Genomic DNA, 25,889 nt, shown 5'->3' with positions numbered 1-25,889 from the left:
CCCTCGACCCTCCGGCCGGCCGTCCGGACCGGCCGGCCCTTCCCTCCGCACCCGACAAGCAGTACCTAGGGAGTTGACATCATGGCCGGTAGCGCCATGAACCGCTGGACCGCCGCACTCGCCGAGGCCAAGCCGGTCCCGTACTGGCTCGACGACCCGGCCCGGCCCGCACCCGAACCGGCCCTCGTCGGCGACGAGCGCTGCGACCTGCTCGTCGTCGGCGGCGGCTACAGCGGCCTGTGGACCGCCCTGCTCGCCAAGGAGCGCGACCCCGCACGCGACGTCGTGCTCGTCGAGGGCCGCGAGATCGGCTGGGCCGCCTCCGGCCGCAACGGCGGCTTCTGCGCCGCGTCCCTCACCCACGGCACCCCCAACGGCCTGGCCCGCTGGCCCCAGGAGATCGCCGCCCTGGAGGAGCTCGGCCGCCGCAACCTCGACGGGATCGAGGCCGCCGTCGAGCGCTACGCCATCGACTGCGAGTTCGAGCGCACCGGCGAGATCGACGTCGCCACCCAGCCGCACCAGCTCGCCGAACTCCACGAGACGTACGAGGAGCTGACGGCCCGCGGCCTCACCGGCGGCACGGAGATGCTGGACGCCGACGAGGTGCGCGCGCAGGTCGACTCGCCGACCTTCCTCGGCGGCTTCCACGACCGCGACGGCGTCGCGCTGGTGCACCCCGCGAAGCTGGCCTGGGGCCTCAAGCGCGTCTGCCGCGAACTCGGCGTACGGATCCACGAGAACACGCCCGCGCTCCAGCTCGCCCCCGCAGGCGCGGGCATGGCCGTGCGCACCCCGTACGGCAGGGTCTTCGCCCGGCACGTCGCCCTCGGCACGAACGTGTTCCCGTCGCTGGTCAGGCGGGTGCGCGCGTACACGGTCCCGGTGTACGACTACGCCCTCATGACCGAGCCGCTGAGCGCGGAGCAGATGGCCGCGATCGGCTGGCGCAACCGCCAGGGCCTCGGCGACGCGGCCAACCAGTTCCACTACTTCCGCCTCTCCGCCGACAACCGCATCCTGTGGGGCGGGTACGACGCCATCTACCCCTTCGGCGGCAAGGTGCGCGCCGAGTACGACCACCGCCCCGAGACGTACGCGCGCCTCGCCGACCACTTCTTCACCTGCTTCCCGCAGCTCGAAGGGGTGCGCTTCACGCACGCGTGGGGCGGCGCGATCGACACCTGCTCGCGCTTCTCGGCGTTCTTCGGCACGGCCCACGGCGGCCGCGTCGCGTACGCCGCCGGGTACACCGGGCTCGGCGTCGGCGCCACGCGCTTCGGCGCCGACGTGATGCTGGACCTGCTCGCCGGGGAGCGCACGGAGCGCACCGCCCTGGAGATGGTCCGCTCCAAGCCCCTGCCGTTCCCGCCGGAGCCCTTCGCCTGGGCGGGCATCACCCTGACCAAGAGGGCCCTCGCCCGCGCCGACGCCCAGGGCGGCCGGCGCAGCGGGTGGCTACGGGCGATGGACAGGCTGGGGCTCGGCTTCGACAGCTAGCCGCCCCGGGCGGGCGGGGCGCGTCCGGGCGGGCGGGTGGCGGACACCCGCCCGCCGCCGTGCACCCGGCGTACGCCCTCCCGCGCCGCGGCACACTTCACCACCGCTCAGGACACGCACTCGCGTAATGCCCGGCTCCCGGGCCGCTCTCCCTCGTGACAGGCGTACGTACGCACACGACGACAGGGAGGTCCTTCCATGCACGGCTCGGGCGCGAAATCGGCGGTGGAGTGGCTGGTCTCGGCGGCACCGGACCCGGGAGCCTGCCGCTGGGAGTGGGAGCGCGGCCCCTCGGGGGTCGCGCTGCTCCCGGCGGGCGAACTCTGGGACGTCCTGATCCTGCCGGGGGAGCTCGGCCGCCCCACACTGGACGTGCTGACGCGGGTGGTCGACCGCCCCGGCCCGGTGCTCGCCGACTTCGGCGACGGACGCGTGGGCTTCTTCGTGCCGCCGGGCACGGTCGCGCGCTGGGTCGGCACCGGCGTGCGGGGCGCGGGCCGCGGCACCTGGATCGTCGTGCCCCACCCCGCCCGCGCCACCGGAACCGTGCGCTGGCTGATCCCCCCGGACGGCTCGGGCACGCTGACCGACCCTGCGCTGCTGGAACTCGCCATGCACGAGGCGGCGGCGCGGCTCGCACCGGGGGCCGTGCCGGAGGCGAACGGGGCGGAGGAGCTCGGGGCCGTGCCGGAGGCGAACGGGCCGGAGGAGCTCGGGGCCGTGCCGGAGCCGGGGAGCCCGGAGGACCCGGGCAGCGGGCCTCGCCCTGAATGACAGGGACTTGACAAGCGCATTGGTCTGGACCAACTTGAGCGGTGTCCTGCTCTCCACCACCCCCACCCCCGGAGGCAGTTGTGGCACGCTCGCGCACCCCCAGGCCCAGACTCCGTACCGCGGTCGCCGTGCTCGCGCTCGCGGCGTCCGGCACGCTCGCCGCCCAGAGCCCGGCGGGCGCGTCGGGCACCTCCGACACCCCGGCCGCGCCGGCCGCGCCCCGCGCGCCCCGGGCGGGGGCCGTCCTCGGCGCCCACGTCCTCGTCGGCTACCTCCACACCAGCTTCGCCAACGGCTCCGGCTACACGCGGCTCGCCGACACCCCGGACAGTTGGGACGTCATCGACCTGGCCTTCGGCGAGCCGACCTCGCCGACCTCCGGCGACATCCGCTTCAGCCTCTGTCCGAAGACGGAGTGCCCGAACGTCGAGACGAAGGACGAGTTCAAGGCCGCCGTGAAGGCCAAGCAGGCCCAGGGCAAGAAGGTTCTGATCTCCATCGGCGGCCAGAACGGCCAGGTGCAGCTCACCACCGCGCAGGCCCGCGACAAGTTCGTCTCCTCGGTGTCGGCGATCATCGACGAGTACGGACTCGACGGCCTGGACATCGACTTCGAGGGCCACTCCCTCTCGCTGAACGCCAACGACACCGACTTCCGCAAGCCCACGACCCCGGTGGTCGTGAACCTGATCTCCGCCGTGAAGACCCTCAAGGCCAGGTACGGCCCCGGCTTCACCCTCACCATGGCGCCCGAGACGTTCTTCGTGCAGCTCGGCTACCAGCACTACGGCCCCGGCCAGTGGGGCGCCGACCCGCGCGCGGGCGCGTACCTGCCGGTGATCCACGCCCTGCGCGACGACCTGACGCTGCTGCACGTCCAGGACTACAACTCCGGCCCGATCATGGGCCTCGACAACCAGTACCACCAGATGGGCGGCGCGGACTTCCACATCGCCATGACCGACATGCTGCTCACCGGCTTCCCGGTCAAGGGCAACCCGGCGCACACGTTCCCGCCCCTGCCGCCGGAGAAGATCGCCATCGGCATGCCCGCCTCGCCGCACGCGGGCAACGGGCACGTGCCGCCGAGCGAGGTCAACAAGGCCCTCGACTGCCTGACGAAGAACACCAACTGCGGCACGTACAAGCCCCACGGCAGGTGGCCCGCCCTGCGCGGCCTGATGACCTGGTCGATCAACTGGGACCGCTTCAACAACGGGGAGTTCTCGAAGAACTTCGACCGGTACTTCGGCTGAGCGGCCGGGCCGCGACCAGCAGCAGCGCGCCGCCGAGCAGCCAGCTCGCCACCACGTCCGCGGGCCAGTGGTACCCGCGGACGACGAGCCCGAGGCCGACGCCGAGGTTCACCAGGACGCACGCGAGCGCCAGGGCGCGGGGCGCGCGGACGCGGTCGGCGAGCAGCAGCGCGGCGGCGCCGTAGGCGACGGTGGCGGTGGCCGTGTGGCCGGACGGGTAGTACCCGCTGCCGTCCATGCCGGGTGGCGCGCCCCGGTCGACGGCCACCTTCAGGGGGACGACCAGGAGGGGCACGGCGGCCATGGCCCCGGCGGCGGCCAGCGGCGGGGCCCACCAGCGCTCCGCGCCGGCGCGCCGGCCCCGCCGGGCCGTGTACGCGACGACGGCGGCGAGCACGGGCAGCGCCACCGTCATGTTCCCCAGGTCGGCGAGGAGTTCGGCGAAGGGCCGTGGCAGAGGGCCGCCGCGGAGGCCGTCGCCGAGCCGCTCGTCGAGGCGCCGCAGGGGGGTGTCTCGGACCACCTGCCAGGTGAGCACGGCGAACAGGGCACCGAGGACGAGCGGGCCCGGCCACCACCGAGGGGGACGGCCGCTGTCCGTGGTGCCCGACGGGGCGGGCGGGCCGCCCGGGTCGGGGGAGGTGCGCATGGCGGACAGCTTCTCAGGAGCGCCTGCCGCGGTGGAGGGTCGGCCGTCCCGGAACAGGGGGGGTGGTTCCGGGACGGCCGACGTGATCGGCGTGGCGTCCGGCCCGGGGGGGTTGGGACGGACGGCGTTCCGATCAGTGAGGAGTTCCGGAGCACTTGGCTCCAGATGTGTGCGCGACGGCACGACCGGAGTGGAGCTGGGGAGGCCCTCACCCGGTGTCACCCGCGGTCTCCCGCAGGCGACGTGTTTCTCTCATCTGCAGAAACCGTACGTCAGGAGCTCGGGGCCCAACAGCCGGAACCGGGTGCCGTCATGGGGCTCGCACACGTTCTTCACAGGCCCTGACCGTCACTCTCGGTCACCGGTTTCGTACCCGGTGAGGTCCCCACATGTCAGCGGGCGTGCCCCTCCCGCTCCCGCGCGGCGGCCCGGCGCGCTGAACACTTGGACACCCCGGTCGCCCGGCCGCTCGTCCTCGCGGGCCGGGCCGGGCCGTGCGCGCCGGGCCGCCCGGACGCGGAACCGGGGCCGCCCCGCGAAGGGACGGCCCCGGCTCTGGTGGCACGGTCGGGCGCGCGGCGCCCGCGCGGCTCAGACCGTGGCGAACGCGGCCTCGATGATGTCCAGGCCCTCGTTCAGGAGGTCCTCGCCGATCACCAGCGGCGGCAGGAAGCGCAGGACGTTGCCGTACGTGCCGCAGGTCAGCACCAGCAGGCCCTCGGCGTGGCAGGCCTTGGCGAGGGCGGCGGTCGCCTGCGGGTTCGGCTCCTTGGTGGCGCGGTCCTTGACCAGCTCGATCGCGATCATCGCGCCCCGGCCGCGGACGTCGCCGATGATGTCGAACTTCTCGGCCATGGCGGTCAGGCGCGCCTTCATGACCGCCTCGATGTCCTTCGCCCTGGCGTTGAGGTCGAGCTCCTTCATCGTCTCGATGGCGCCGAGCGCGCCCGCGCAGGCCACCGGGTTGCCGCCGTAGGTGCCGCCGAGGCCGCCTGCGTGCGCGGCGTCCATGATCTCGGCGCGGCCGGTCACGGCGGCGAGCGGCAGGCCGCCCGCGATGCCCTTGGCCGTGGTGATCAGGTCGGGGACGATGCCCTCGTCCTCGCACGCGAACCACTGGCCGGTGCGGCAGAAGCCGGACTGGATCTCGTCCGCGACGAAGACGATGCCGTTGTCCTTGGCGAACTGGCTGATCGCGGGCAGGAAGCCCTTCGCGGGCTCGATGAAGCCGCCCTCGCCGAGCACCGGCTCGATGATGATCGCGGCGACGTTCTCGGCGCCGACCTGCTTGGTGATCTGGTCGACGGCCTGGGCGGCGGCCTCGGGTCCTGCGTTCTCCGCGCCGGTCGGCCAGCGGTAGCCGTAGGCGACCGGGACGCGGTAGACCTCGGGGGCGAACGGGCCGAAGCCGTGCTTGTACGGCATGTTCTTCGCCGTCAGCGCCATGGTGAGGTTGGTGCGGCCGTGGTAGCCGTGGTCGAAGACGACGACGGCCTGCCGCTTGGTGTACGCGCGGGCGATCTTGACGGCGTTCTCGACGGCCTCGGCGCCGCTGTTGAACAGCGCCGACTTCTTCGCGTGGTCACCCGGCGTGAGCTCGGCCAGCGCCTCGGCGACGGCCACGTAGCCCTCGTACGGCGTGACCATGAAACAGGTGTGGGTGAAGTCGGCGAGCTGCGCCGAGGCGCGGCGGACGACGGCCTCGGCGGAGGCGCCGACGGACGTCACGGCGATGCCGGAGCCGAAGTCGATCAGGCGGTTGCCGTCGACGTCCTCGATGATGCCGCCGCCCGCGCGGGCCGTGAACACGGGCAGCACGGAGCCCACGCCGCCCGCGACCGCGGCGAGGCGGCGCTCCTGCAGCTCCTGGGACTTCGGCCCGGGGATGGCGGTGACGACGCGGCGCTCCTGGGGAAGGTCGGTCATGAGGGCTCCTGGGGGGGGGGTTCGTGCGGACGCCTCCGGCGCGGGTCGTGGGGTACGACGCTCGACCTGCGGACGCTTCTGACTCTTCCCCGCAGGTTAGGGGTGGCGGGCGGAGGCGGGCATGCTCCACGGGGGAGGGGTTGGGCGCGGCGGTTGTCCGCGGTGGACATAGCCACGGTCCGGCCGCCGGGGCGGCGTCCCGGGCCGTGATCGGCGGACGCGGGGCCCAACCCCGCCGCCCTGGCACTAGATTGAGCCGCGAACCAGCACGCAGAGCCATGACAGGGCAGGTCAGGGGGCAAGGGCCATGACTTCCGACGGCACGTACGACGCTCGCGGCACGTACGACGCTCGCGGTACGCACGCCACGCCGGTGCCACGGCAGGCGCCGCCCGGCGGCGGCACGGCCCACCCCCCGCCGCCCGCGCTCCCGCCCCGGCCCGCACGGGCGCCGGGCGCGGCCCCCGGACAGGCCGGCGAGGAGTTCCTGGCCTGGCTGCGCACCCCGCGGCCCAAGGCCGCCCCCGGCGTGTGGCGGTACGGGCACACCCCGCGGCCCGAGCAGGAGCCGGAGACCGTCCCGACCCGCCAGCTCCTGACCGGCGCGGGCATCGCGTTCCTGGTGGGCTGGCTGATCTGGTCGCTGCTGTACAACGGCTACCTGGGGAGCTGGTGGATCGTTCCGCTGGAGCTCTTCACGCCGGACTCCTGGCGCACCAGCGACAGCCAGCTCGTCAATCTGCTCGTCTGGGACGGCTACACCCTGCTCGTGGTCCTCGCCATCATGATCGGTGTCGGCAAGGTGGGGCGCTGGGGCGAGATCTGGCGCCGGTTCGTCGCGCCGCGGTTGCGCCGCCCGCGGCCGGAGGAGCCCGTGCCCGTGCCCGAGGAGGACCCCGCCCAGTGGCCGAAGCTGCGGGCCGGGGGCGCCGGGCCCGCGGCCGACCGGCTGGCCGCCGACGCCCGCGCGGGGCTGATGAAGGACATCGACGCCGCCCGCATCGCCCGCGCCTGGCGCTCCGTGCGCTCCGGCAACAGCCCGCTGGCCGCCTTCACCGACGCCGTGGCCCGCGACGGCGCCGCCGCCTGCCCGCACCCCTCCGGGCAGCGCGACCTGCCCGCGCGGGCCGCCCGGCACGACCTCGCCACCGCGCAGGTACGCCTCGGCGCCACCGTGGACGACCCGCGCAACCCCTACGCCTACCGGGGCACCGGCCTCGCCCTCGGCCCCGACCTGATCGGCACCTCGCTGCTGGCCGTCGGCCCCGCGGGCTCCGGCAAGACCGGCTCCGTGGTCTGGCCGATCGCCGAGGCGCTCTGCCTGCAGGCGCTCGCCGGGCGGGCGGCGGTCGTGGTGGTCGGCGCGGCGGGCGCGGGCCTGGGGCCCGCCGACGCCTACGACGTGGTGATCCGCGTCGGCCGGCCGGACTCCGTGTACGACCTCGACCTGTACGGCGGCACCACCGACCCGGACGAGGCCGCGGCCGTGCTCGCCGAGGCCCTCGTCGGCGACCTCGTCGACCCGCACCTGGGCGCCGACACCCGCCGCTCGACGACCGTCCTCGCCCAGCTCCTCGGCCCGTACCGCGCGGTCCACGGCCGCTTCCCCTCCGTGCCGGAGCTGCGCGCGCTGCTCGACGGCGTGCCCGAGCCGCTCGGCGCGCTCCGCAAGGCGCTCCAGGACTCCGGGCACGAGGTCATGCTCCGCGAACTGGACGCGCGCGAGCGCCAGTTGGGCCACCCGGGCGACCTGGGCGCCATCCTGGCCGACCGGATCGCGCTGCTCGACCGGCCCGCGTTCGCCGCCTTCTTCGACACTTCGGGGCGCAGCACCCCCTTCTCGCTGCGTGCCCTCGACCACCCGGTGCGGGTCCGCGTCGACCTGCCCGAGCGCGGCCACGCCGACGCCTCGCGCATCCTCGCCCGGCTCGTCCTCGCCCAGTTCACCGCCAGCGCCGCCGCGCGCGAGGACCGCTCGCTGTTCGCCTGCCTCGTCCTGGACGACGCCACCGGTACCGTCACGCCCGAGTCGGTGCGCCGGATCCAGCGGCTGCGCTCGGCGAACGCGGGCGTCGTCCTGACCCTGCGGACCCTCGACGACGTCCCGCGCCCGCTGCGCTCGCCGCTGCTCGGCGCGGTCGGCTGCCGCATGGCCCTGTCGGGGCTCACCCCCTGGGACGGGCAGGACTTCGCCGAGGTGTGGGGCAAGGAGTGGATCGAGGCCCGCGACGTCACCGACCGCCAGATCATCGCCGAGACCCCCGCCGGAAAGGCCCTGCACATCCTGCGCCGCGTGATCACCGGCCACGCGCCCACGGCCCGCGCCGTCACCGTCCGCCAGGTCGAGCGCGAGCGCTGGTCGGCCTCGGAGCTGGCGCACGCGGTGCCCCCGGGGCACGCGGTGCTCTCCCTGACGGACGTACGGGGGGAGCACGCGCCGCCGCTCCTGGTGGACCTGCGGGGCTGAGGCCCTCCGGGGGGACCCTGCCCGGGGCGGAGCCTGCGCGGGGTGCAGCGGGCCCCGGTCCGGGGTGGAGGCCTGTGCGGGGAGCAGTGGATCGGAGGCCTACACGGAGGACAGCGGACTCCGGCCCGAGGTGGAGGCCCGCACGGAGGACAGCCGACCCCGGCCCGGGGTGGAGGCTCTCACGGACGCGGGCCCCGGCCCGGGGCGGGAAAACCCCGGGCGGATATACCCCGCACGGTGCCGTGGCGACCGTACGGTGGGGCAGAATCGACGGTAGCCGTCATACACCGCGGCCAATGGATCATCCGCGCCGGCCCACCGACGGTGCCCGCCCCCACCACCGCCGCACGCCCTGAAGGTCCCATGCCGCCCACGCTCGCCTCGCTCGTCCACCACTCCGCGCTCAAGCTGACCGTGCGCGCCGGCGAGGACCGCCTGGACACCCCCGTGCGCTGGGCGCACGTCAGCGAACTCGCCGACCCCGTGCCGTACATGGAGGGCGGTGAGCTGCTCCTGATCACCGCGCTCAAGCTGGACGCGGAGGACCCCGAGGCGATGCGGCGGTACGTGCGGCGGCTCGTCGGCGCGGGCGTCGTCGGGCTCGGCTTCGCCGTCGGCGTCAACTACCCCGACATCCCCAAGGCGCTCCTCGACGCGGCCACCGAGGAGAACCTGCCGCTCATCGAGGTGCCCCGCCGCACCCCTTTCCTCGCCATCAGCAAGGCCGTGTCGGCCGCCATCGCCGCCGACCAGTACCGCGCGGTCACCGCGGGCTTCGCCGCCCAGCGCGAACTGACCCGGCAGGCGCTCGGCGACGGCCCCGAGGGGCTGCTCGGCGCGCTCGCCGGACAGGTCGACGGGTGGGCGGCGCTGTACGACGCCTCGGGCGCGGTCGTCGCCACCGCGCCGGAGTGGGCCGCGCGCCGCGCCGCCCGGCTCACGCCCGACGTGGAGCGGCTGCGCGAGCGGCCCGCCCCCGCGAGCCTCGTCGTCGCCGGGGCCGAGGACCGGATCGAGCTGCACTCCCTCGGCACCGGGCGGCGTCCGCGCGCCGCGCTCGCCGTCGGCACGGCGTCGACCCTCGGCACCGCCGAGCGGTACGCCGTGCACTCCGCGATCGCGCTCCTCACCCTCACCACCGAGCGCTCCAGGTCCCTGGCCGCCGCGGAGGGCCGCGTCGGCGCCGCGGTGCTGCGCATGCTGCTCGCCGGGGAGCCGGACCACGCCCGGGCCGTGGCCGGGGACCTGTACGGCGGGCTGCTCGACGCGCCGTTCCGGCTCATGGTCGCGGAGTGCCCGCCCCCGGCCGCCGGCGAGGACGGCCCGTGGTCCGCGCCGCTCGTCGACGCCGTCGAGTCGGCGGCCGCGCGCCGCGGCGAGGCGTTGCTCGTGGTGCCGTACGGCGAACGGCTCGTCCTGCTCGTCGCCGACGGCGGCGCGGCGCAGGAGGCCGCCACCGCGTACGCCTCCCCGGAAGCGCCGCGCGAGGAGCCCGGCCTCCTCATGGGGCTGTCCGCGCCCGCCGGGCCCAGCGCCGCCGCGGCCGCCTACAAGCAGGCCGAGCAGGCGCTGTCCGTGGCGCGGCGGCGCGGGAAGGCCCTCGTCGAGCACGAGGAGCTGGCCGCGGGTTCGGTCCTTCCGCTGCTCGCGGACGACGCGGTACGGGCCTTCGCGGACGGGCTGCTGCGGGCGCTGCGCGAGCACGACGCCACGGGGCGCGGCGACCTGGTCGCCTCGCTGCGGGCGTGGCTGTCGCGGCACGGCCAGTGGGACGCGGCCGCCGCCGACCTGGGCGTGCACCGGCACACCCTGCGCTACCGGATGCGGCGCGTCGAGGAGATCCTCGGCCGCTCCCTGGACGACCCGGACGTCCGGATGGAACTGTGGCTGTCCCTGAAGGCCACGTCGATCCCCACGGCCGAAGCCCCCTGACGGGGCCCGCCCCACCACCGCGGCCCGGCCCCACGCGCCGTTCCCGGCCCGGCCCCGCCCCGAGGGGCCCTTTCCCCCGGCTCGGGGGGCACCTTCCCCGGGCCCCGAGAGCCCGGCCACCCCCAAAAGGGCGCCTCTACCGCGCCCCGAACCCGGCCTCCCGCACCGGCGAAGCCCTTCCCCACCCACATCCGGGGCAGCCTCACACCGCAGACTCTTCTCCCACCCGCCCGCCCCTCCGCTGCGGAACGGCGGGGCACGCGCGTCCGGGCGAGCGGCCGGCGGGGCCGGTCGGCCGATGCCGTACCGGTGGGCCGCCGGGCCGGGGCGGGTGCCGGGCCCTCGAGCCCGGCCCACCCCGTTGGCCAAGCCCCTCCCACTTACATCCCTCGTGCCCGGGGCGGCCCCACACCGCAGGCTCTTCTCCCGCCCACCCGCCCCTTCGGCTGAGGAATGGCGGGGTACGCGCGCCCGGGTGAGCGGCAGGTGGGGCCGGTTGGCCGGTGACGTAGCGGTGGGCCGCCGGGCCGGGCTCGGGTGCCGGGCCCTCGAGCCCGGCCCACCCCGTTGGCCAAGCCCCTCCCCACTTACCGCCCTCGTGCCCGGGACGGCCCCACACCGCAGGCTCTTCTCCCACCCGCCCGCCCCCTCCGCTGCGGGACGGCGGGGGTACGCGCATCTGGGCGAGCGGCAGGTGGGGCCGGTTGGCCGGTGACGTAGCGGTGGGCCGCCGGGCCGGGCTCGGGTGCCGGGCCCTCGAGCCCGGCCCACCCCGTTGGCCAAGCCCTTCCCACTTACAGCCCCGTGTCCGGGGCGGCCCCGCACCGCAGGCTCTTCTCCCGCCCGCCCGCCCCCTCCGCTGCGGGACGGCGGGGGTACGCGCATCTGGGCGAGCGGCAGGTGGGGCCGGTCGGCCGATGCCGTAGCGGTGGGCCGTCAGGTCGGGGCGGGTGCCGGGCTCCTGAGCCCGGGCCGCCCCACCGGCGAAGCTCCCCACCTACCGCCCCAAGTCCGGGGCGGCCCCACACCGCAGGCTCTTCCCCCGTCCGCCTCCTCCGTTGCTGAACGGCGGAAGTACGCGCATCTGGGTGAGCGGCAGGCCGGTCGGTCGATGCCGTACCCGGTGGGCCGTCAGGTCGGGGCGGGTGCCAGGCCCCGAGCCGAGCCGTCCCCACCGGTGCAGCTCCCCACCTACCGCCCCATCCCCAGGGCAGCCCCACACAGACTCTTCTCTCGCCCGCGCCCCTCTGCTGAGGAACAGCGGGGCGCGCGTCCGGGCGAGCGGCAGATGGGGCCGGTCGGCCGATGACGTACCTGTGAGCCGCCAGGTCGGGGCCGCGGCCAGTCACCCGGCTGCACGGGGGGCGCGTGGGTAAGTCCGTCGCGGTAGCGGCGGCGGATCGGTCGGTCGGCGACGTACCCGCGAGCCGCCAGGTCGGGGCCGCAGCCAGTCACCGGGCTGTCCGGGTGGGTGGGTGGGAAGGTCTGTCGCGGTAGCGGCGGCGGATCGGTCGGTCGGCGACGTACCTGTGAGCCGTCAGGCCGGGGGAGCGGGTGTCGGTTGCTGGGGCTGTCCAGGTAGGTGGGAAGGTCTGTCGCGGTAGCGGCGGTGGGCCGGGTCGGTTGGCGGCGTACCCGCGAGCCGTCAGGTCGGGGTGGGTGCTGGTTGCTGGGGCTGTACGGGTGGGCGGGTGGGAAGGGCCGTCGCGGTAGCGGCGGTGGGCGGTCAGTTGGCGGCGTACCCGCGAGCCGCCAGGTCGGGGCCGGTGCCGGTCGCCGGGGCTGTACGGGTGGGCGGGTGGGAGGAGGACGAGGACCCCGCCCCTGACAATCCGGCGCGCCCCCCACCCCCACTACGCCGCCCCGGACAACCCCCCACCAAAACCTCCACCCCTACGGTGGACCCCGTACCAGCAGGAACACCCCCCTCCACGGAAGGACCGGAACGCATATGACTTCCCTCCACGCCTTCTGGCTCGCCGGTCGCCAGGCCACCGGTGAGACCACCCTCGACGTCACCTCGCCGTGGGACGGGCGCCTCGTCGCCCAGGCGGCCGTGCCGACCGACGCCCAGGTGGAGGAGGCCGTCGCCGCCGCCCACGCGGTCACCGAGGAGTTCGCGGCCACCCCGGCCCACGTCCGCGCCGCCGCCCTCGACCACGTGTCGAAGCGCCTCGTGGAGCGCACCGAGGAGATCGCGCAGCTCATCTCCGCCGAGAACGGCAAGCCGATCAAGTGGGCCCGCGGCGAGGTCGGCCGCGCCGTCTCGGTGTTCCGCTTCGCCGCCGAGGAGGCCCGCCGCTTCAACGGCGGCGAGGCCCAGCGCCTGGACACCGACCAGGGCGGCCAGGGCCGCCTGGCCCTCACGCGCCGCTTCCCCAAGGGCGTCGTCCTCGGCATCGCGCCGTTCAACTTCCCGCTGAACCTGTGCGCCCACAAGGTCGCCCCCGCGATCGCCGTCGGCGCGCCGATCATCCTCAAGCCCGCCCCGGCCACCCCGCTCAGCGGCCTCGTCCTCGGCGAGCTGCTCGCCGAGACCGACCTGCCGGCCGGGTCCTGGTCCGTGCTGCCGGTCGCCAACGACAAGATGCCCGCCCTCGTCCAGGACGAGCGGCTGCCGGTCATCTCCTTCACCGGCTCCGACAAGGTCGGCTACCAGATCATGGACTCGGTGCCGCGCAAGCACTGCACCCTGGAGCTGGGCGGCAACGGCGCGGCCGTCGTCCTCGGCGACTTCTCCTCCGAGGCGGACCTGGACTGGGCCGCGACCCGCATCGCGACCTTCTCCAACTACCAGGGCGGCCAGTCCTGCATCTCCGTCCAGCGCGTCATCGCCGACGCCTCCGTGTACGACCGGCTCGTACCGAAGGTCGTCGCGGCCGTCGAGAGCCAGGTCACCGGTGACCCCTCCGACCCGCGTACCGACGTCGGCCCGCTGGTGAACGAGGACGCCGCCAAGCGCGTGGAGTCCTGGGTCGACGAGGCCGTCCAGGCGGGCGCCCGGCTGCTCACCGGCGGCAAGCGCGACGGCGCCACGTACGCGCCGACCGTCCTCGCCGACGTGCCGGCCGACACCACGATCGCCTGCGAGGAGGTCTTCGGCCCGGTCCTCACGGTCACGAAGGTGGACGGCGAGCAGGCCGCCTTCGACGCCGTGAACGACTCCAAGTACGGCCTCCAGGCGGGCGTGTTCACGCACGACCTGCAGACCGCCTTCCGCGCCCACCGCGCCCTGGAGGTCGGCGGCGTCGTCATCGGCGACGCGCCCTCCTACCGCGCGGACCAGATGCCGTACGGCGGCGTGAAGCAGTCCGGCGTCGGCCGCGAGGGCGTCCGCTACGCCATGGAGGACTACACGTACGAGCGCGTCATGGTCCTGACCGGCCTGGAGCTGTAACGACACGCCCGCACCTGCGCCCCGCAGGACAGGAGGAGACGGCCGGAGCCCGCTGTGCGGGGGCTCCGGCCGTCCCGCGTTCCCGTCCCGCGTTCCCGTCCCGCGTTCCCGTCCCGCGTTCCCGTCCCGCGTTCCCGTCCCGCGTTCCCGTCCCGCGTGCGCTCCGCCCGCCCCGGGGCGGCACGCGTTGCGCCGTCCGCTGCGCGAGGACTGGTGACAATGCCCGGAATCGGGTACCAACGATCCAGTAGCACCGGTGAGTAACCATTCAGGGTGATCATCCCGCCCGGCGCCCGAGAAGCGCACAGCAAGCGCACGAGAGGCGTGATCACCCCTCCCGGACCGATGATCCCGACTCGCGGCGAGGTGACCCTCATGTCCGCACCACACACCCCCACCCCCGGCCGCCCGGCCGTCACCGAGCGCGAAGCGCGCGAGGTCGCCGAGGCCGCACGGGAACAGGACTGGCGCAAACCCAGTTTCGCCAAGGAGCTCTTCCTCGGCCGCTTCCGGCTCGACCTGATCCACCCGCACCCGATGCCCGCCGCCGAGGACGCCCAGCGCGGCGAGGAGTTCCTCGCCAAGCTGCGCGACTTCTGCGAGACGAAGATCGACGCGGAGCGCATCGAGCGGGAGGCGCTCATCCCGGACGAGGTGGTCAACGGGCTCAAGGAGCTCGGCGCGCTCGGCATGAAGATCGACACGAAGTACGGCGGTCTCGGCCTGACGCAGGTGTACTACAACAAGGCCCTCGCGCTCGTCGGCTCCGCCTGCCCCTCGCTCGGCGCCCTGCTCTCCGCGCACCAGTCGATCGGCGTCCCGCAGCCGCTGAAGCTGTTCGGCACCCAGGAGCAGAAGGACGCGTTCCTGCCGCGCTGCGCCCGTACCGACATCTCCGCCTTCCTGCTGACCGAGCCCGACGTCGGCTCCGACCCGGCCCGGCTCGCCACGTCCGCGGTGCCCGACGGCGACGACTACGTCCTGGACGGCGTGAAGCTGTGGACCACCAACGGCGTCGTCGCCGACCTGCTCGTGGTGATGGCGCGGGTGCCGCGGTCCGACGGCCACCCCGGCGGCATCACCGCGTTCGTGGTCGAGGCCGCGTCCGAGGGCGTCACCGTGGAGAACCGGAACGCCTTCATGGGCCTGCGCGGCCTGGAGAACGGCGTCACCCGCTTCCACCGCGTGCGCGTGCCCGCCGCCCACCGCATCGGCCCCGAGGGCGCGGGCCTGAAGATCGCGCTGACCACGCTGAACACCGGGCGCCTCTCGCTGCCCGCGATGTGCGCGGGCGCGGGCAAGTGGTGCCTGAAGATCGCCCGCGAGTGGACCGGCGCCCGCGAGCAGTGGGGCAAGCCGGTGGCGTACCACGAGGCCGTCGGGTCGAAGATCTCCTTCATCGCGGCCACCACCTTCGCCCTGGAGGCCGTCCTCGACCTGTCCTCGCAGATGGCCGACGAGGACCGCAACGACATCCGCATCGAGGCCGCCCTCGCCAAGCTCTACGGCTCCGAGATGGCCTGGCTGATGGCCGACGAGATGGTGCAGATCCGCGGCGGCCGCGGCTTCGAGACCGCCGCCTCCCTCAAGGCGCGCGGCGAGCGGGCCGTCCCGGCCGAGCAGATCCTGCGCGACCTGCGCATCAACCGCATCTTCGAGGGCTCCACGGAGATCATGCACCTGCTGATCGCGCGCGAGGCCGTCGACGCCCACCTGAAGGTCGCGGGCGACCTTATCGACCCCGAGAAGACCCTGTCCGACAAGGCCAGGGCCGGGGCCGCCGCGGGCGCCTTCTACGCCCGCTGGCTGCCCAAGCTCGTGGCCGGCCCCGGTCAGCTCCCGCGCGCGTACGCCGACTTCCACCCGCCCGGCCACGCCGACCTCTCCGGCCACCTGCGGTACGTCGAGCGCGCGGCCCGGCGCCTGGCCCGCTCCACGTTCTACGGCATGTCCCGCTGGCAGGGCCGCATGGAGACCAAGCAGGGCTTCCTCGGCCGGATCGTCGACATCGGCGCGGAGCTGTTCGCGATGAGCGCCGTCTGCGTCCGCGCCGAACTGCTCCGCACCACCGAGGACCACGGCCGCGAGGCGTACCAACTGGCCGACGTCTTCTGCCGGCAGGCCCGCATCCGGGCCGACGAGCTGTTCGGACGGCTGTGGACCAACACCGACGACCTGGACCGCAAGGTCGTCAAGGGCGTCCTGTCCGGCACGTACACCTGGCTGGAGCAGGGCGTCGTCGACCCCAGCGACGACGGCCCGTGGATCGCGGACGCCTCGCCGGGCGCGAGCGAGCGCGAGAACGTCCACCGCCCGATCCGCTGACGCGCCCTCCCGGTCCGCTGACGCGGCCCTCGGTCCGCTGACCCGCTCCCGGTCCGCTGACGCACCCCCCGGCCCACCCGCTCCGGCACCGCGCGGGTGGGCGCGAGGGCCGTCCGGCGTCCGGGGGCGGGGCCGACGGCCGGTAAACGGCGGGGCCCGGGGCGGCGGGCCCCTCGCTGCGGCCACAATGGGGGCATGAGCGAAAGCCCCGCACCCCTCGCCGACCCGCACCTCGTCTTCGACCCCGTCAGCGCCGACGGGCCGCGCGAGATCGTCGTCCTCGGCTCCACGGGCTCGATCGGCACGCAGGCGATCGACCTCGTCCTGCGCAACCCCGAGCGCTTCCGGGTCACCGCCCTGTCCGCCGCGGGCGGCCGGGTGCGGCTGCTGGCCGAGCAGGCCCGGCGCCTGCGGGTGCGGACCGTCGCGGTGGCCCGCGAGGACGTCGTCCCGGCGCTGCGCGAGGCGCTGCGGGAGGAGTTCGGGGCGGGGGAGCCGGTGCCGGAGATCCTCGCGGGCCCGGACGCGGCCACCCGGCTCGCGGCCTCGCCCTGCCACACGGTCCTCAACGGCATCACCGGCTCCATCGGCCTCGCCCCCACGCTCGCCGCCCTGGAGGCTGGCCGGACGCTCGCGCTGGCCAACAAGGAGTCCCTGATCGTCGGCGGCCCGCTGGTCAAGGCGCTCGCCAAGCCCGGCCAGATCATCCCCGTGGACTCCGAGCACGCCGCGCTGTTCCAGGCGCTCGCCGCGGGCACCCGCGCCGACGTCCGCAAGCTCGTCGTGACCGCCTCCGGCGGCCCCTTCCGCGGCCGCACCAGGGCCGAGCTCGCCGACGTCACGCCGAAGGACGCGCTCGCGCACCCGACCTGGGCCATGGGCCCGGTGATCACGGTCAACTCCGCGACGCTGGTCAACAAGGGCCTGGAGGTCATCGAGGCCCACCTGCTCTACGACATCCCCTTCGACCGCATCGAGGTCGTCGTGCACCCGCAGTCGTACGTGCACTCCATGGTCGAGTTCACCGACGGCTCCACGCTCGCCCAGGCCACGCCGCCGGACATGCGCGGGCCCATCGCCGTCGGCATCGGCTGGCCCGAGCGGGTGCCGGACGCGGCCCCCGCCTTCGACTGGACGAAGGCCTCCACCTGGGAGTTCTTCCCGCTCGACACCGAGGCGTTCCCGTCGGTGGGGCTCGCCCGGCACGTCGGGGAGCTCGCGGGCACGGCCCCGGCGGTGTTCAATGCCGCCAACGAGGAGTGCGTGGACGCCTTCCTGGCGGGCGCGCTGCCCTTCAACGGCATCATGGACACCGTCACCCGGGTCGTGACCGAGCACGGCACCCCGCGGACGGGAACCTCCCTGACCGTGGCGGACGTCCTCGAGGCGGAGACCTGGGCGCGGGCCCGGGCCCGGGAACTGACAGCGACACAGCGGACGACCGCGGAGGCCCGTGCATGACGACCCTGATGATGATCCTCGGCATAGTCGTCTTCGTGATCGGCCTGCTCTTCTCGATCGCCTGGCACGAGCTCGGCCACCTGTCGACGGCGAAGATGTTCGGCATCCGCGTGCCGCAGTACATGGTCGGCTTCGGCCCCACGCTCTTCTCCCGCAAGAAGGGCGACACCGAGTACGGCATCAAGGCCATCCCGCTCGGCGGCTACATCCGCATGATCGGCATGTTCCCGCCCGGCCCGGACGGGAAGATAGAGGCGCGGTCCACCTCGCCCTGGCGCGGCATGATCGAGGACGCGCGCTCCGCCGCGTTCGAGGAGCTCAAGCCCGGCGACGAGACCCGGCTGTTCTACACGCGCAAGCCGTGGAAGCGCGTGATCGTGATGTTCGCCGGGCCGTTCATGAACCTGGTCCTGGCCGTGGTGATCTTCCTCGGCGTGATGATGACCTTCGGCATCAGCACCCAGACCACCTCGGTCGGCAAGGTCTCCGACTGCGTCATCGAGGCCGGCGAGAACCGCGCCACCTGCCAGAAGGGCGACAAGCCCGCCCCGGCCAAGGCCGCGGGCCTGAAGGCGGGCGACAAGATCGTCGCCTTCCAGGGCAAGGACGTGGACGACTGGTCCACGCTCCAGTCCCGTATCCGCGAGACCATCGGCCCCGCCACGATCACCGTGGAGCGCGGCGGCGAGCGGCTCGACCTGCACGCGAACCTGATCAAGAACCAGGTCAGCAAGACGGACGGCGACGGCGGCTACGTCGAGGGTAAGTACGTCTACGCAGGGTTCCTCGGCTTCACCCCCGCCTCCGGCATCGTCCAGCAGTCCTTCGGCGAGTCCGTCGACCGCATGGGCGACATGATGGAGAACGGCGTCGAGTCGATCCTCGCCCTGCCCTCCAAGATCCCCGACCTGTGGGACGCGGCCTTCGGCGACGGGGAGCGCAAGCAGGACTCCCCGATGGGCGTCGTCGGCGCGGCCCGGGTCGGCGGCGAGGTGTTCACCCTGGACATCCCGCCGCAGAACCAGATCGCGATGATGCTGTTCCTCCTCGCGGGCTTCAACCTCTCCCTGTTCCTGTTCAACATGCTGCCGCTGCTGCCCCTGGACGGCGGGCACATCGCGGGAGCACTGTGGGAGTCGCTGCGCCGGAACGCGGCGAAGGTGCTCAGGCGCCCGGACCCCGGCCCCTTCGACGTGGCGAAGCTGATGCCCGTGGCCTATGTGGTGGCCGGGATCTTCATCTGCTTCACGATCCTCGTGCTGATCGCCGATGTGGTGAATCCGGTCAGAATCTCCTAGGAGTACGAGGTTTGCGGTGGCCGGGCACGCTTTGTGACCGGCCACCGTCATATGTGCGGTCCCCCCTGCCAATGGGTGGACCTCGGGACGGGATGTGCTCGCGGCACGGAGGGTGCCGTAATCTCGGACGCGCGTACAAGCGATGTAGTAGCGATGCCGCGAAGCCCGGAGCCCGCCGGACTCGGGACCTGATCCACACCTTGGGGATGCACGCCAGATGACTGCCGTTTCTCTCGGAATCCCGTCCGTTCCGACCAAGCTCGCCGACCGACGGGTCAGCCGCAAGATCCAGGTCGGTTCGGTGGCCGTCGGCGGGGACGCACCGGTGTCGGTGCAGTCGATGACGACGACGCGCACGTCCGACATCGGGGCGACGCTCCAGCAGATCGCCGAGCTGACGGCGTCCGGCTGCCAGATCGTGCGCGTGGCCTGCCCCACCCAGGACGACGCCGACGCCCTGGCGACGATCGCGAAGAAGTCGCAGATCCCGGTGATCGCGGACATCCACTTCCAGCCCAAGTACGTCTTCGCGGCGATCGACGCGGGCTGCGCGGCGGTCCGGGTGAACCCGGGCAACATCAAGCAGTTCGACGACAAGGTCAAGGAGATCGCGAAGGCCGCCAAGGAGACCGGCACCCCGATCCGCATCGGCGTCAACGCGGGCTCCCTGGACAGGCGGCTGCTCGCCAAGTACGGCAAGGCCACCCCCGAGGCGCTGGTGGAGTCGGCCCTGTGGGAGGCGTCCCTCTTCGAGGAGCACGACTTCCGCGACATCAAGATCTCGGTGAAGCACAACGACCCGGTCGTCATGGTCAACGCCTACCGGCAGCTCGCCGCGCAGTGCGACTACCCCCTCCACCTCGGCGTGACCGAGGCCGGGCCGGCCTTCCAGGGCACCATCAAGTCGGCGGTGGCCTTCGGCGCGCTGCTCAGCGAGGGCATCGGCGACACGATCCGCGTCTCGCTGTCCGCGCCGCCCGCCGAGGAGGTCAAGGTCGGCATCCAGATCCTGGAGTCGCTGAACCTGCGCCAGCGCCGCCTGGAGATCGTCTCCTGCCCGTCCTGCGGCCGCGCCCAGGTCGACGTGTACAAGCTCGCCGACGAGGTCACCGCCGGACTCGAGGGCATGGAGGTGCCGTTGCGCGTCGCCGTGATGGGCTGCGTCGTCAACGGCCCCGGCGAGGCCCGCGAGGCGGACCTGGGCGTCGCGTCCGGCAACGGCAAGGGCCAGATCTTCGTCAAGGGCGAGGTCATCAAGACCGTGCCCGAGTCGAAGATCGTGGAGACCCTGATCGACGAGGCGATGAAGATCGCCGAGCAGATGGAGAAGGACGGGATCGCCTCGGGCGAGCCCGAGGTCACGGTCGGCTGAACCCCGCGGACCGGCCCGCCCGCCGGATCGCCGCCCCCCTGCGGACCGGCCCGCCCGCCGGATCGCCGCCCCCCTGCGGGCCCCCGCCGCCGGACTGCCGCCCCCGTGCGGCCAGTCCGCCGCCGGGCCGCCGCCCACCGGATCGCCGCCCCCCTCACCGCCGACCCCTACGGCCCGCCCGCCGCCGGACCTCGCCGCGGGCCGCCCGGTGTCGGAGCGCCCGGGGCGTCCCGGAGCACGGCACGGGGCACCGCCGCGCCGCCGCCGGACCGCAGGCACCGCGCGTGGCCGTCCGGCGGCCCTCGGCGACGGGTCGGCACCGCGGAATCCCGCCAGGTACAGTGCGGAGATCAGCAGACCGTATGGTGAGGCCCCGCCCGTGTTGACTCAGACCACCACCAGGGTCCTCGAACCGAGTGACCTGGACGCCGCACTGGCCGTGCTCGACCGCGAGCCGGTCGCCAACGCCTTCGTCACGGCCCGGGTGCGGGCCGCGGGCCTCGACCCCTGGCGCCTCGGCGGCGAGCTGTGGGGCTGGTACGCCGACGGCATGCTGGAGTCCCTCTGCTACGCGGGCGCCAACCTCGTGCCGATCTGCGCCACCCCGCGCGCCGTACGCGCCTTCGCCGACCGGGCCCGCAGGACCGGTCGCCGCTGCTCCTCCATCGTCGGCCCCGCCGAACCCACCGCCGAACTGTGGCGGCTCCTCGAACCCTCCTGGGGCCCCGCCCGCGAGGTCCGCCCCCGCCAGCCGCTGATGGTCACCGACCGGCTGCCCGACGACGTCACGCCCGACCCGTACGTCCGCCGCGTCCGCAAGGACGAGATGGAGACGATCATGCCGGCGTGCGTGGCGATGTTCACCGAGGAGGTCGGCGTCTCCCCGCTCGCCGGGGACGGCGGCCTGCTCTACCAGGCGCGGGTCGCCGAACTCGTCGGCTCCGGCCGCTCCTTCGCCCGCATCGACCGGGACGGCCGGGTCGTCTTCAAGGCGGAGATCGGTGCCGCCACCGACCGCGCCTGCCAGGTGCAGGGCGTCTGGGTCGCCCCCGAGTACCGCGGCCGGGGCATCGCCGCCCCCGCCATGGCGGCCGTCCTGCGCTACGCCCTCGCCGACGTGGCGCCCGTCGTCAGCCTGTACGTCAACGACTACAACACGCCGGCCAGGGCCACCTACCGCAGGGTCGGCTTCGAAGAGGTCGGCGCGTTCATGAGCGTCCTGTTCTGACCGCCCGCCCCCCGGGCCCCGCACGGACGCGCCCGGACGGACGCCGACGGCGTGATCCGGACCGCCGCGTCGCTCCCTCCCGTGCTGCGGCGACGGGCCGGGAAGTAGGGTTCCGGCATGACTGACGACGTCGCGATCGGGCCCCTCGACCTGGCCGCCCGCGTGGACGAGGCGCTGCGCGTGCAGGCCCTCGCCTTCGGGCTCGGCGACGACGAGGTGGCCGTACGACGCCAGATCGTCCTGCGGCACCTCACCTACCCCGGCGCCCGCGCGCTCGGCGCCACCACCCCCGACGGGCGGCTCGTCGGCTTCGTCTACGGCATGCCCAACGACCGCGCCCACTGGTGGTCCACCGTCGTCGAGCCCTATCTGCGCGCCGCCGGCCTCGACGACTGGCTCGACGACTCCTTCGTGATCACCGAACTGCACGTCCGGCCCGGCTACCAGAACCGGGGCATCGGCCGCGCCCTCATCACCACCATGACGGACACCGCCGCCGAACCCCGCTCCATCCTCTCCGCCATCGACGTCGAGAGCCCGGCCCGCGCCCTGTACCGCTCGCTCGGCTACGCGGACCTGGCCTGCCGGGTGGTGTTCCCCAGCGCCCCGAAGCCGTACGCGGTGATGGGCGCACCCCTGCCCCTGCGACGGCCCGGCGCCCGCTGACCGATTTCCACGAGTGCCCGTGCCCCGGATAACCTGCGCCCAGCACCCGGGGGACTCAGCCCGTCCGGCGTTCGAGGACGAGGTCGAAGGCCGATCCCCGGCACAAGACGCCCCCGTCAGGAAAACGCAGGAGTTGTTCATCATGGCCCAGGTCCAGCGCATGTCACGGTTGATGGTCAAGACACTGCGCGACGACCCGGCGGACGCGGAGACGCTCAACCACAAGCTGCTCGTCCGTGCCGGTTACGTGCGCCGCACCGCCGCCGGCATCTGGACGTGGCTGCCGCTGGGCAAGAAGGTCTACGAGAACGTCGCCCGCGTCGTCCGCGAGGAGATGGACGCCATCGGCGGCCAGGAGGTCCTCCTGCCCGCCCTCCTGCCCAAGGAGCCGTACGAGGCGAGCGGCCGCTACGAGGAGTACGGCGACCTGCTGTTCCGGCTCAAGGACCGCAAGGGCTCCGACTACCTGCTCGGCCCCACGCACGAGGAGATCTTCACCCAGGTCGTCAAGGACCAGTGCGCGTCCTACAAGGACCTGCCGGTGATCCTCTACCAGATCCAGACCAAGTACCGCGACGAGGCCCGGCCCCGCGCGGGCGTGCTCCGCGGCCGCGAGTTCCAGATGAAGGACTCGTACTCCTTCGACACCACCGACGAGGGCCTGGCCGAGTCCTACGCCCTGCACCGCGCCGCCTACCAGCGCATCTTCGAGCGCCTCGGCCTGGACTACCGCATCGTCTCCGCCATCTCCGGCGCGATGGGCGGCTCGGCCTCGGAGGAGTTCCTGGCCCCGGCCGCCGCGGGCGAGGACACCTTCGTCGACTGCCCGGCCTGCGACTACGCGGCCAACACCGAGGCCGTGACCTTCGCCCTGAAGCCGGTCGAGGGCGCCGAGCACCCCGCGGCGCAGGAGCTGGACACCCCCGACACCCCGACCATCGAGACCCTCGCCGAGCACCTGGGCGTCCCGGCATCGGCGACCCTGAAGAACCTCCTCGTCAAGGTCGACGGCGAGATCGTCGCCGTCGGCGTGCCCGGCGACCGCGAGGTCGACCTCGGCAAGCTCGCCGAGCACCTCGCCCCGGCCGAGGTCGAGCTGGTCACGGCCGAGGACTTCGCCGACCGCCCCGACCTCGTCCGCGGCTACGTCGGCCCGCAGGGCCTGAAGGTCCGCTACCTCGCCGACCCGCGCGTCGCGCCCGGCACGGCCTGGATCACCGGCGCCAACAAGCCCGACACGCACGCGAAGGACGTCGTCTGCGGCCGCGACTTCGAGGTCGACCAGTACCTCGACGTCGTCGTGGTCGAGGAGGGCGACCCCTGCCCGGCTTGCGGCGCGGGCCTGAAGATCGGCCGCGCGATCGAGATCGGCCACATCTTCCAGCTCGGCCGCAAGTACGCCGACACCTTCCAGCTCGACGTCCTCGGCCAGAACGGCAAGCCCGTCCGCGTCACCATGGGCTCGTACGGCATCGGCGTCTCGCGCGCCGTCGCCGCGCTCGTCGAGCAGTCCGCCGACGACAAGGGCCTGTGCTGGCCCAAGGAGGTCGCGCCCGCGGACGTCCACGTGGTGGCCGCCGGCAAGGCCGTCCAGACCGAGCTGGCGCTGGACGTCGCCGAGAAGCTGAACGCCGCGGGCGTGCGGGTCCTCGTGGACGACCGGGCCGGGGTGTCCCCCGGCGTGAAGTTCACCGACGCGGAGCTCATCGGCATCCCCCAGATCCTCGTCGCGGGCCGCCGCTCCGCGGAAGGGGTCCTGGAGCTCAAGGACCGCCGGACCGGCGAGCGCGAGGAGCTCACCGTGGCCGAGGCGATCGCTCGCCTCTCGGCGTAAGGCAGGGACTGGCGCCGCCCGCTTTTTCGGCGCTCCGCGCCTCGTCCTCAAACGCCGGACGGGCTGGAACTATCCGCTTGGGGCAGATTCCAGCCCGTCCGGCGTTTGAGGACGAGCGCGCCAGCGCGATTTCGGGGGTCCAGGGGGCAAAGCCCCCTGGTTACGGGAAAGGGGCGGGTCTGGGGCGCCCCCCGCGAGGGCTACAGCCAGCCCGCGAACTCCAGGAGGAGCTCCGCGTCCTGGACGCGGCCCACCCGCAGGGCACGTACGCCGGACTCCACGGCCCGGAACAGGGTCCAGCCCCGCAACCGCTCCTGGTCCACGTCCAGCGACTCCGCCAGCCGCTTGATCCGCCGCCGCGTCACCGCCGCCCCGGACGGCGTCGCGATCAGGTCCTCCACCCGGTCCCGGACGAGCCGCGCCAGGTCGAAGGCGCACTCGCCCACCACCGGATCGGGGCCCACGGCCAGCCACGGCACCCGCTCGCCCGCGAGCACCTTGCTCTGCCGGAAGGTGCCGTGCAGCAGCCGCTCCTCCGGCGCCCCCGCCAGCAGCGCCTCCCGCGCGGCCAGCGCGGCCGCCACCAGGGGCGCGGCGTCGGGGTCCGGGCACGCCCGCATGGCCTCGGCCTGCCGCCCCGTACGCTCGGCCACCGTCTCGAAGCGGTGGCCGCCGGGCGGCGCCACCCACAGCCGCCGCAGCGTCCCGGCCGCCTCCAGCATGGACTTGGCCTCGGGCAGGGAGCGCACCGAGACGTCCCGCTGGAGCCGCTCCAGGAGCAGTGCGCCGTCCCCCGCGGCGGGATCGAGCAGCCGGGCCGCCCCGAGCCCGCCCCAGTGGGCCAGCGCGGCCCGTTCGCCCGCGGGCCGGGAGCGCGGCGGCACCAGCTTCAGCACGGCCGGCGTGGAGTCGGCGAGCCGGACGAGCACCACGAGGCTGCTGCGGCCCCCGGGCACCTGCACGCGCTCGACGGTCAGGTCCCGCCGGGCGACGGCCTCCTCGGCCAGCTCCGGCAGCTTCCGGAGCCAGTCGTCGGTGTCCGCGTCGCGCGGCGTCTCGCCGAGCGCACGGATCAGGCGCGGCGGCGGTTCGAGTGCCATGCGCGAGGTGTTCCCTTCCGGCTGCCCTGTGTGCGTGTGTGCGGTGGCGGGTTCACGCCCGCGGCGTCCCGGTCGGGTGCCCGGACGCCTCGGCCCGCTCGGCGAGCCCAGGGAAGGCTACGCTCCCGCCCCGCCAGCGCGCCGCCCGGACCGCCGCCTCCCGCAGCGCCTCGGCCGCCGCGGCCCGCCTGTCCCCCTCGACGGCCCGCACCAGATCGGCGTACACCCCGGCCACCCGCTCCTCCAGCTCGGCCGCCAGCGCGGCCGCCGTCGCCGCGTCCGGCTCCGTGAACGGCAGCGCGTACGCCGCGGCCGACGGCTCCGGCCGCCCGCCGAGCTCCCGCACCGCGAGGCGCAGCTCGTCGCGGCGCGCCCGGTGCGCGTCGTAGGCCGCGCGGGCCTGGTCCCGGCGCCCGTCGCCGACGCGGCCGCCGACGACCCCGTAGCCGTACACGGCCGCGTGCTCGGCGCGCAGCGCCGCCTGCACCGCCGCCAACTCGTCCTTCCGCGCGCTCACTTGTCGTCCCTCTCGCCGTCACCCCGGTCGTTCTCCGTCAGCAGGTAGGCGTGCGCGGCGCCCGCCGCCGCGACCGCCGCGAGCAGCCGGGCCAGCTCGCCCGGCGCGTCCAGGAGCTGCTTCTCGCGCCGCCGCGCCAGCTCCCGCTCGGCCCGCGCGAGCGCGCGCAGCGCGCCATCGTGGCCGT

The 25,889-nt window shown here is 74.2% G+C and carries 17 protein-coding genes and 1 pseudogene; 13 read left to right on the top strand and 5 right to left on the bottom strand.

Going from position 1 to position 25,889, the window contains the following annotated elements; translation table 11 throughout:
- Positions 1-81 precede the first annotated feature (81 nt).
- From IE330_RS19850 to IE330_RS19840, 3 genes are all read left to right on the top strand, one after another.
- The gene (locus IE330_RS19850; protein ID WP_190137405.1) at positions 82-1,500 is read left to right on the top strand and encodes an NAD(P)/FAD-dependent oxidoreductase; all 1,419 of its coding nucleotides are present in this window, start codon (positions 82-84) and stop codon (positions 1,498-1,500) included.
- Between the two features lie 198 nt (positions 1,501-1,698).
- Entirely contained in the window at positions 1,699-2,274 is a 576-nt protein-coding gene (locus tag IE330_RS19845) for a hypothetical protein (RefSeq protein ID WP_190137404.1), read from the top strand.
- A 128-nt stretch (positions 2,275-2,402) separates the two neighbouring features.
- Entirely contained in the window at positions 2,403-3,530 is a 1,128-nt protein-coding gene (locus IE330_RS19840) for a chitinase (protein ID WP_444546233.1), read from the top strand.
- Here the strand turns inward: IE330_RS19840 and IE330_RS19835 are convergent.
- On the bottom strand, positions 3,484-4,179 hold the full coding sequence (locus IE330_RS19835; protein WP_190137402.1) for a phosphatase PAP2 family protein: 696 nt from the start codon (positions 4,177-4,179) through the stop codon (positions 3,484-3,486). The two genes, IE330_RS19840 and IE330_RS19835, sit on opposite strands and share 47 nt — an antisense overlap.
- A 591-nt stretch (positions 4,180-4,770) precedes the next feature.
- Entirely contained in the window at positions 4,771-6,105 is a 1,335-nt protein-coding gene (gabT, locus tag IE330_RS19830) for a 4-aminobutyrate--2-oxoglutarate transaminase (RefSeq protein ID WP_190137401.1), read from the bottom strand.
- 307 nt (positions 6,106-6,412) lie between these two features.
- Here gabT and IE330_RS19825 point away from each other — a divergent pair, with 307 nt between their 5' ends.
- From IE330_RS19825 to IE330_RS19780, 10 genes are all read left to right on the top strand, one after another.
- Entirely contained in the window at positions 6,413-8,572 is a 2,160-nt protein-coding gene (locus IE330_RS19825; protein ID WP_190137400.1) for an ATP-binding protein, read from the top strand.
- A 363-nt stretch (positions 8,573-8,935) separates the two neighbouring features.
- Entirely contained in the window at positions 8,936-10,504 is a 1,569-nt protein-coding gene (locus IE330_RS19820) for a PucR family transcriptional regulator (protein WP_190137399.1), read from the top strand.
- Positions 10,505-12,455: 1,951 nt separating this feature from the next.
- Complete coding sequence (locus IE330_RS19815) at positions 12,456-13,901, top strand: aldehyde dehydrogenase family protein (protein WP_190137398.1); 1,446 nt, start codon at positions 12,456-12,458, stop codon at positions 13,899-13,901.
- 375 nt (positions 13,902-14,276) lie between these two features.
- On the top strand, positions 14,277-16,226 hold the full coding sequence (locus tag IE330_RS19810) for an acyl-CoA dehydrogenase family protein (RefSeq protein ID WP_190137397.1): 1,950 nt from the start codon (positions 14,277-14,279) through the stop codon (positions 16,224-16,226).
- Positions 16,227-16,421: 195 nt separating this feature from the next.
- A complete protein-coding gene (dxr, locus tag IE330_RS19805; RefSeq protein WP_190137396.1) occupies positions 16,422-17,687 on the top strand; it encodes a 1-deoxy-D-xylulose-5-phosphate reductoisomerase in 1,266 nt (421 codons plus the stop codon).
- Positions 17,684-18,985: a M50 family metallopeptidase gene (locus IE330_RS19800; protein ID WP_190137395.1), complete on the top strand. Its 1,302-nt coding sequence runs from the start codon at positions 17,684-17,686 to the stop codon at positions 18,983-18,985. The genes dxr and IE330_RS19800 overlap by 4 nt, the downstream gene beginning before the upstream one ends.
- 217 nt (positions 18,986-19,202) lie before the next feature.
- Positions 19,203-20,357 (top strand): flavodoxin-dependent (E)-4-hydroxy-3-methylbut-2-enyl-diphosphate synthase, encoded by a 1,155-nt coding sequence (gene ispG / locus IE330_RS19795; RefSeq protein WP_190137394.1) that lies wholly within the window; start codon positions 19,203-19,205, stop codon positions 20,355-20,357.
- Between the two features lie 379 nt (positions 20,358-20,736).
- Positions 20,737-21,585, top strand: coding sequence for a GNAT family N-acetyltransferase (locus IE330_RS19790; RefSeq protein WP_190137393.1), 849 nt, complete (start codon positions 20,737-20,739; stop codon positions 21,583-21,585).
- Between the two features lie 117 nt (positions 21,586-21,702).
- On the top strand, positions 21,703-22,251 hold the full coding sequence (locus tag IE330_RS19785; RefSeq protein ID WP_190137392.1) for a GNAT family N-acetyltransferase: 549 nt from the start codon (positions 21,703-21,705) through the stop codon (positions 22,249-22,251).
- A gap of 142 nt (positions 22,252-22,393) precedes the next feature.
- Entirely contained in the window at positions 22,394-24,085 is a 1,692-nt protein-coding gene (locus IE330_RS19780; protein ID WP_190137391.1) for a proline--tRNA ligase, read from the top strand.
- Between the two features lie 200 nt (positions 24,086-24,285).
- Here the strand turns inward: IE330_RS19780 and IE330_RS19775 are convergent, their stop codons facing one another.
- From IE330_RS19775 to IE330_RS19765, 3 genes and pseudogenes are all read right to left on the bottom strand, one after another.
- Positions 24,286-25,185 carry an aminoglycoside phosphotransferase family protein gene (locus tag IE330_RS19775; RefSeq protein ID WP_190137390.1) on the bottom strand — a complete coding sequence of 300 codons (900 nt, stop codon included), beginning with the start codon at positions 25,183-25,185 and terminating at the stop codon, positions 24,286-24,288.
- A 52-nt stretch (positions 25,186-25,237) separates the two neighbouring features.
- Positions 25,238-25,702, bottom strand: a complete 465-nt coding sequence (locus IE330_RS19770) for a DUF4439 domain-containing protein (protein ID WP_190137389.1) — start codon at positions 25,700-25,702, stop codon at positions 25,238-25,240.
- A pseudogene (locus tag IE330_RS19765) lies at positions 25,699-25,889 on the bottom strand (hypothetical protein); the annotation flags it as partial. The pseudogene IE330_RS19765 and the gene IE330_RS19770, both read right to left, overlap by 4 nt.

Origin of the sequence: Streptomyces longispororuber (assembly GCF_014656095.1) — a bacterium.
GTDB classification, from domain to species: Bacteria; Actinomycetota; Actinomycetes; order Streptomycetales; family Streptomycetaceae; genus Streptomyces; species Streptomyces longispororuber.
This window is presented reverse-complemented; position numbering and strand designations above follow the sequence as displayed.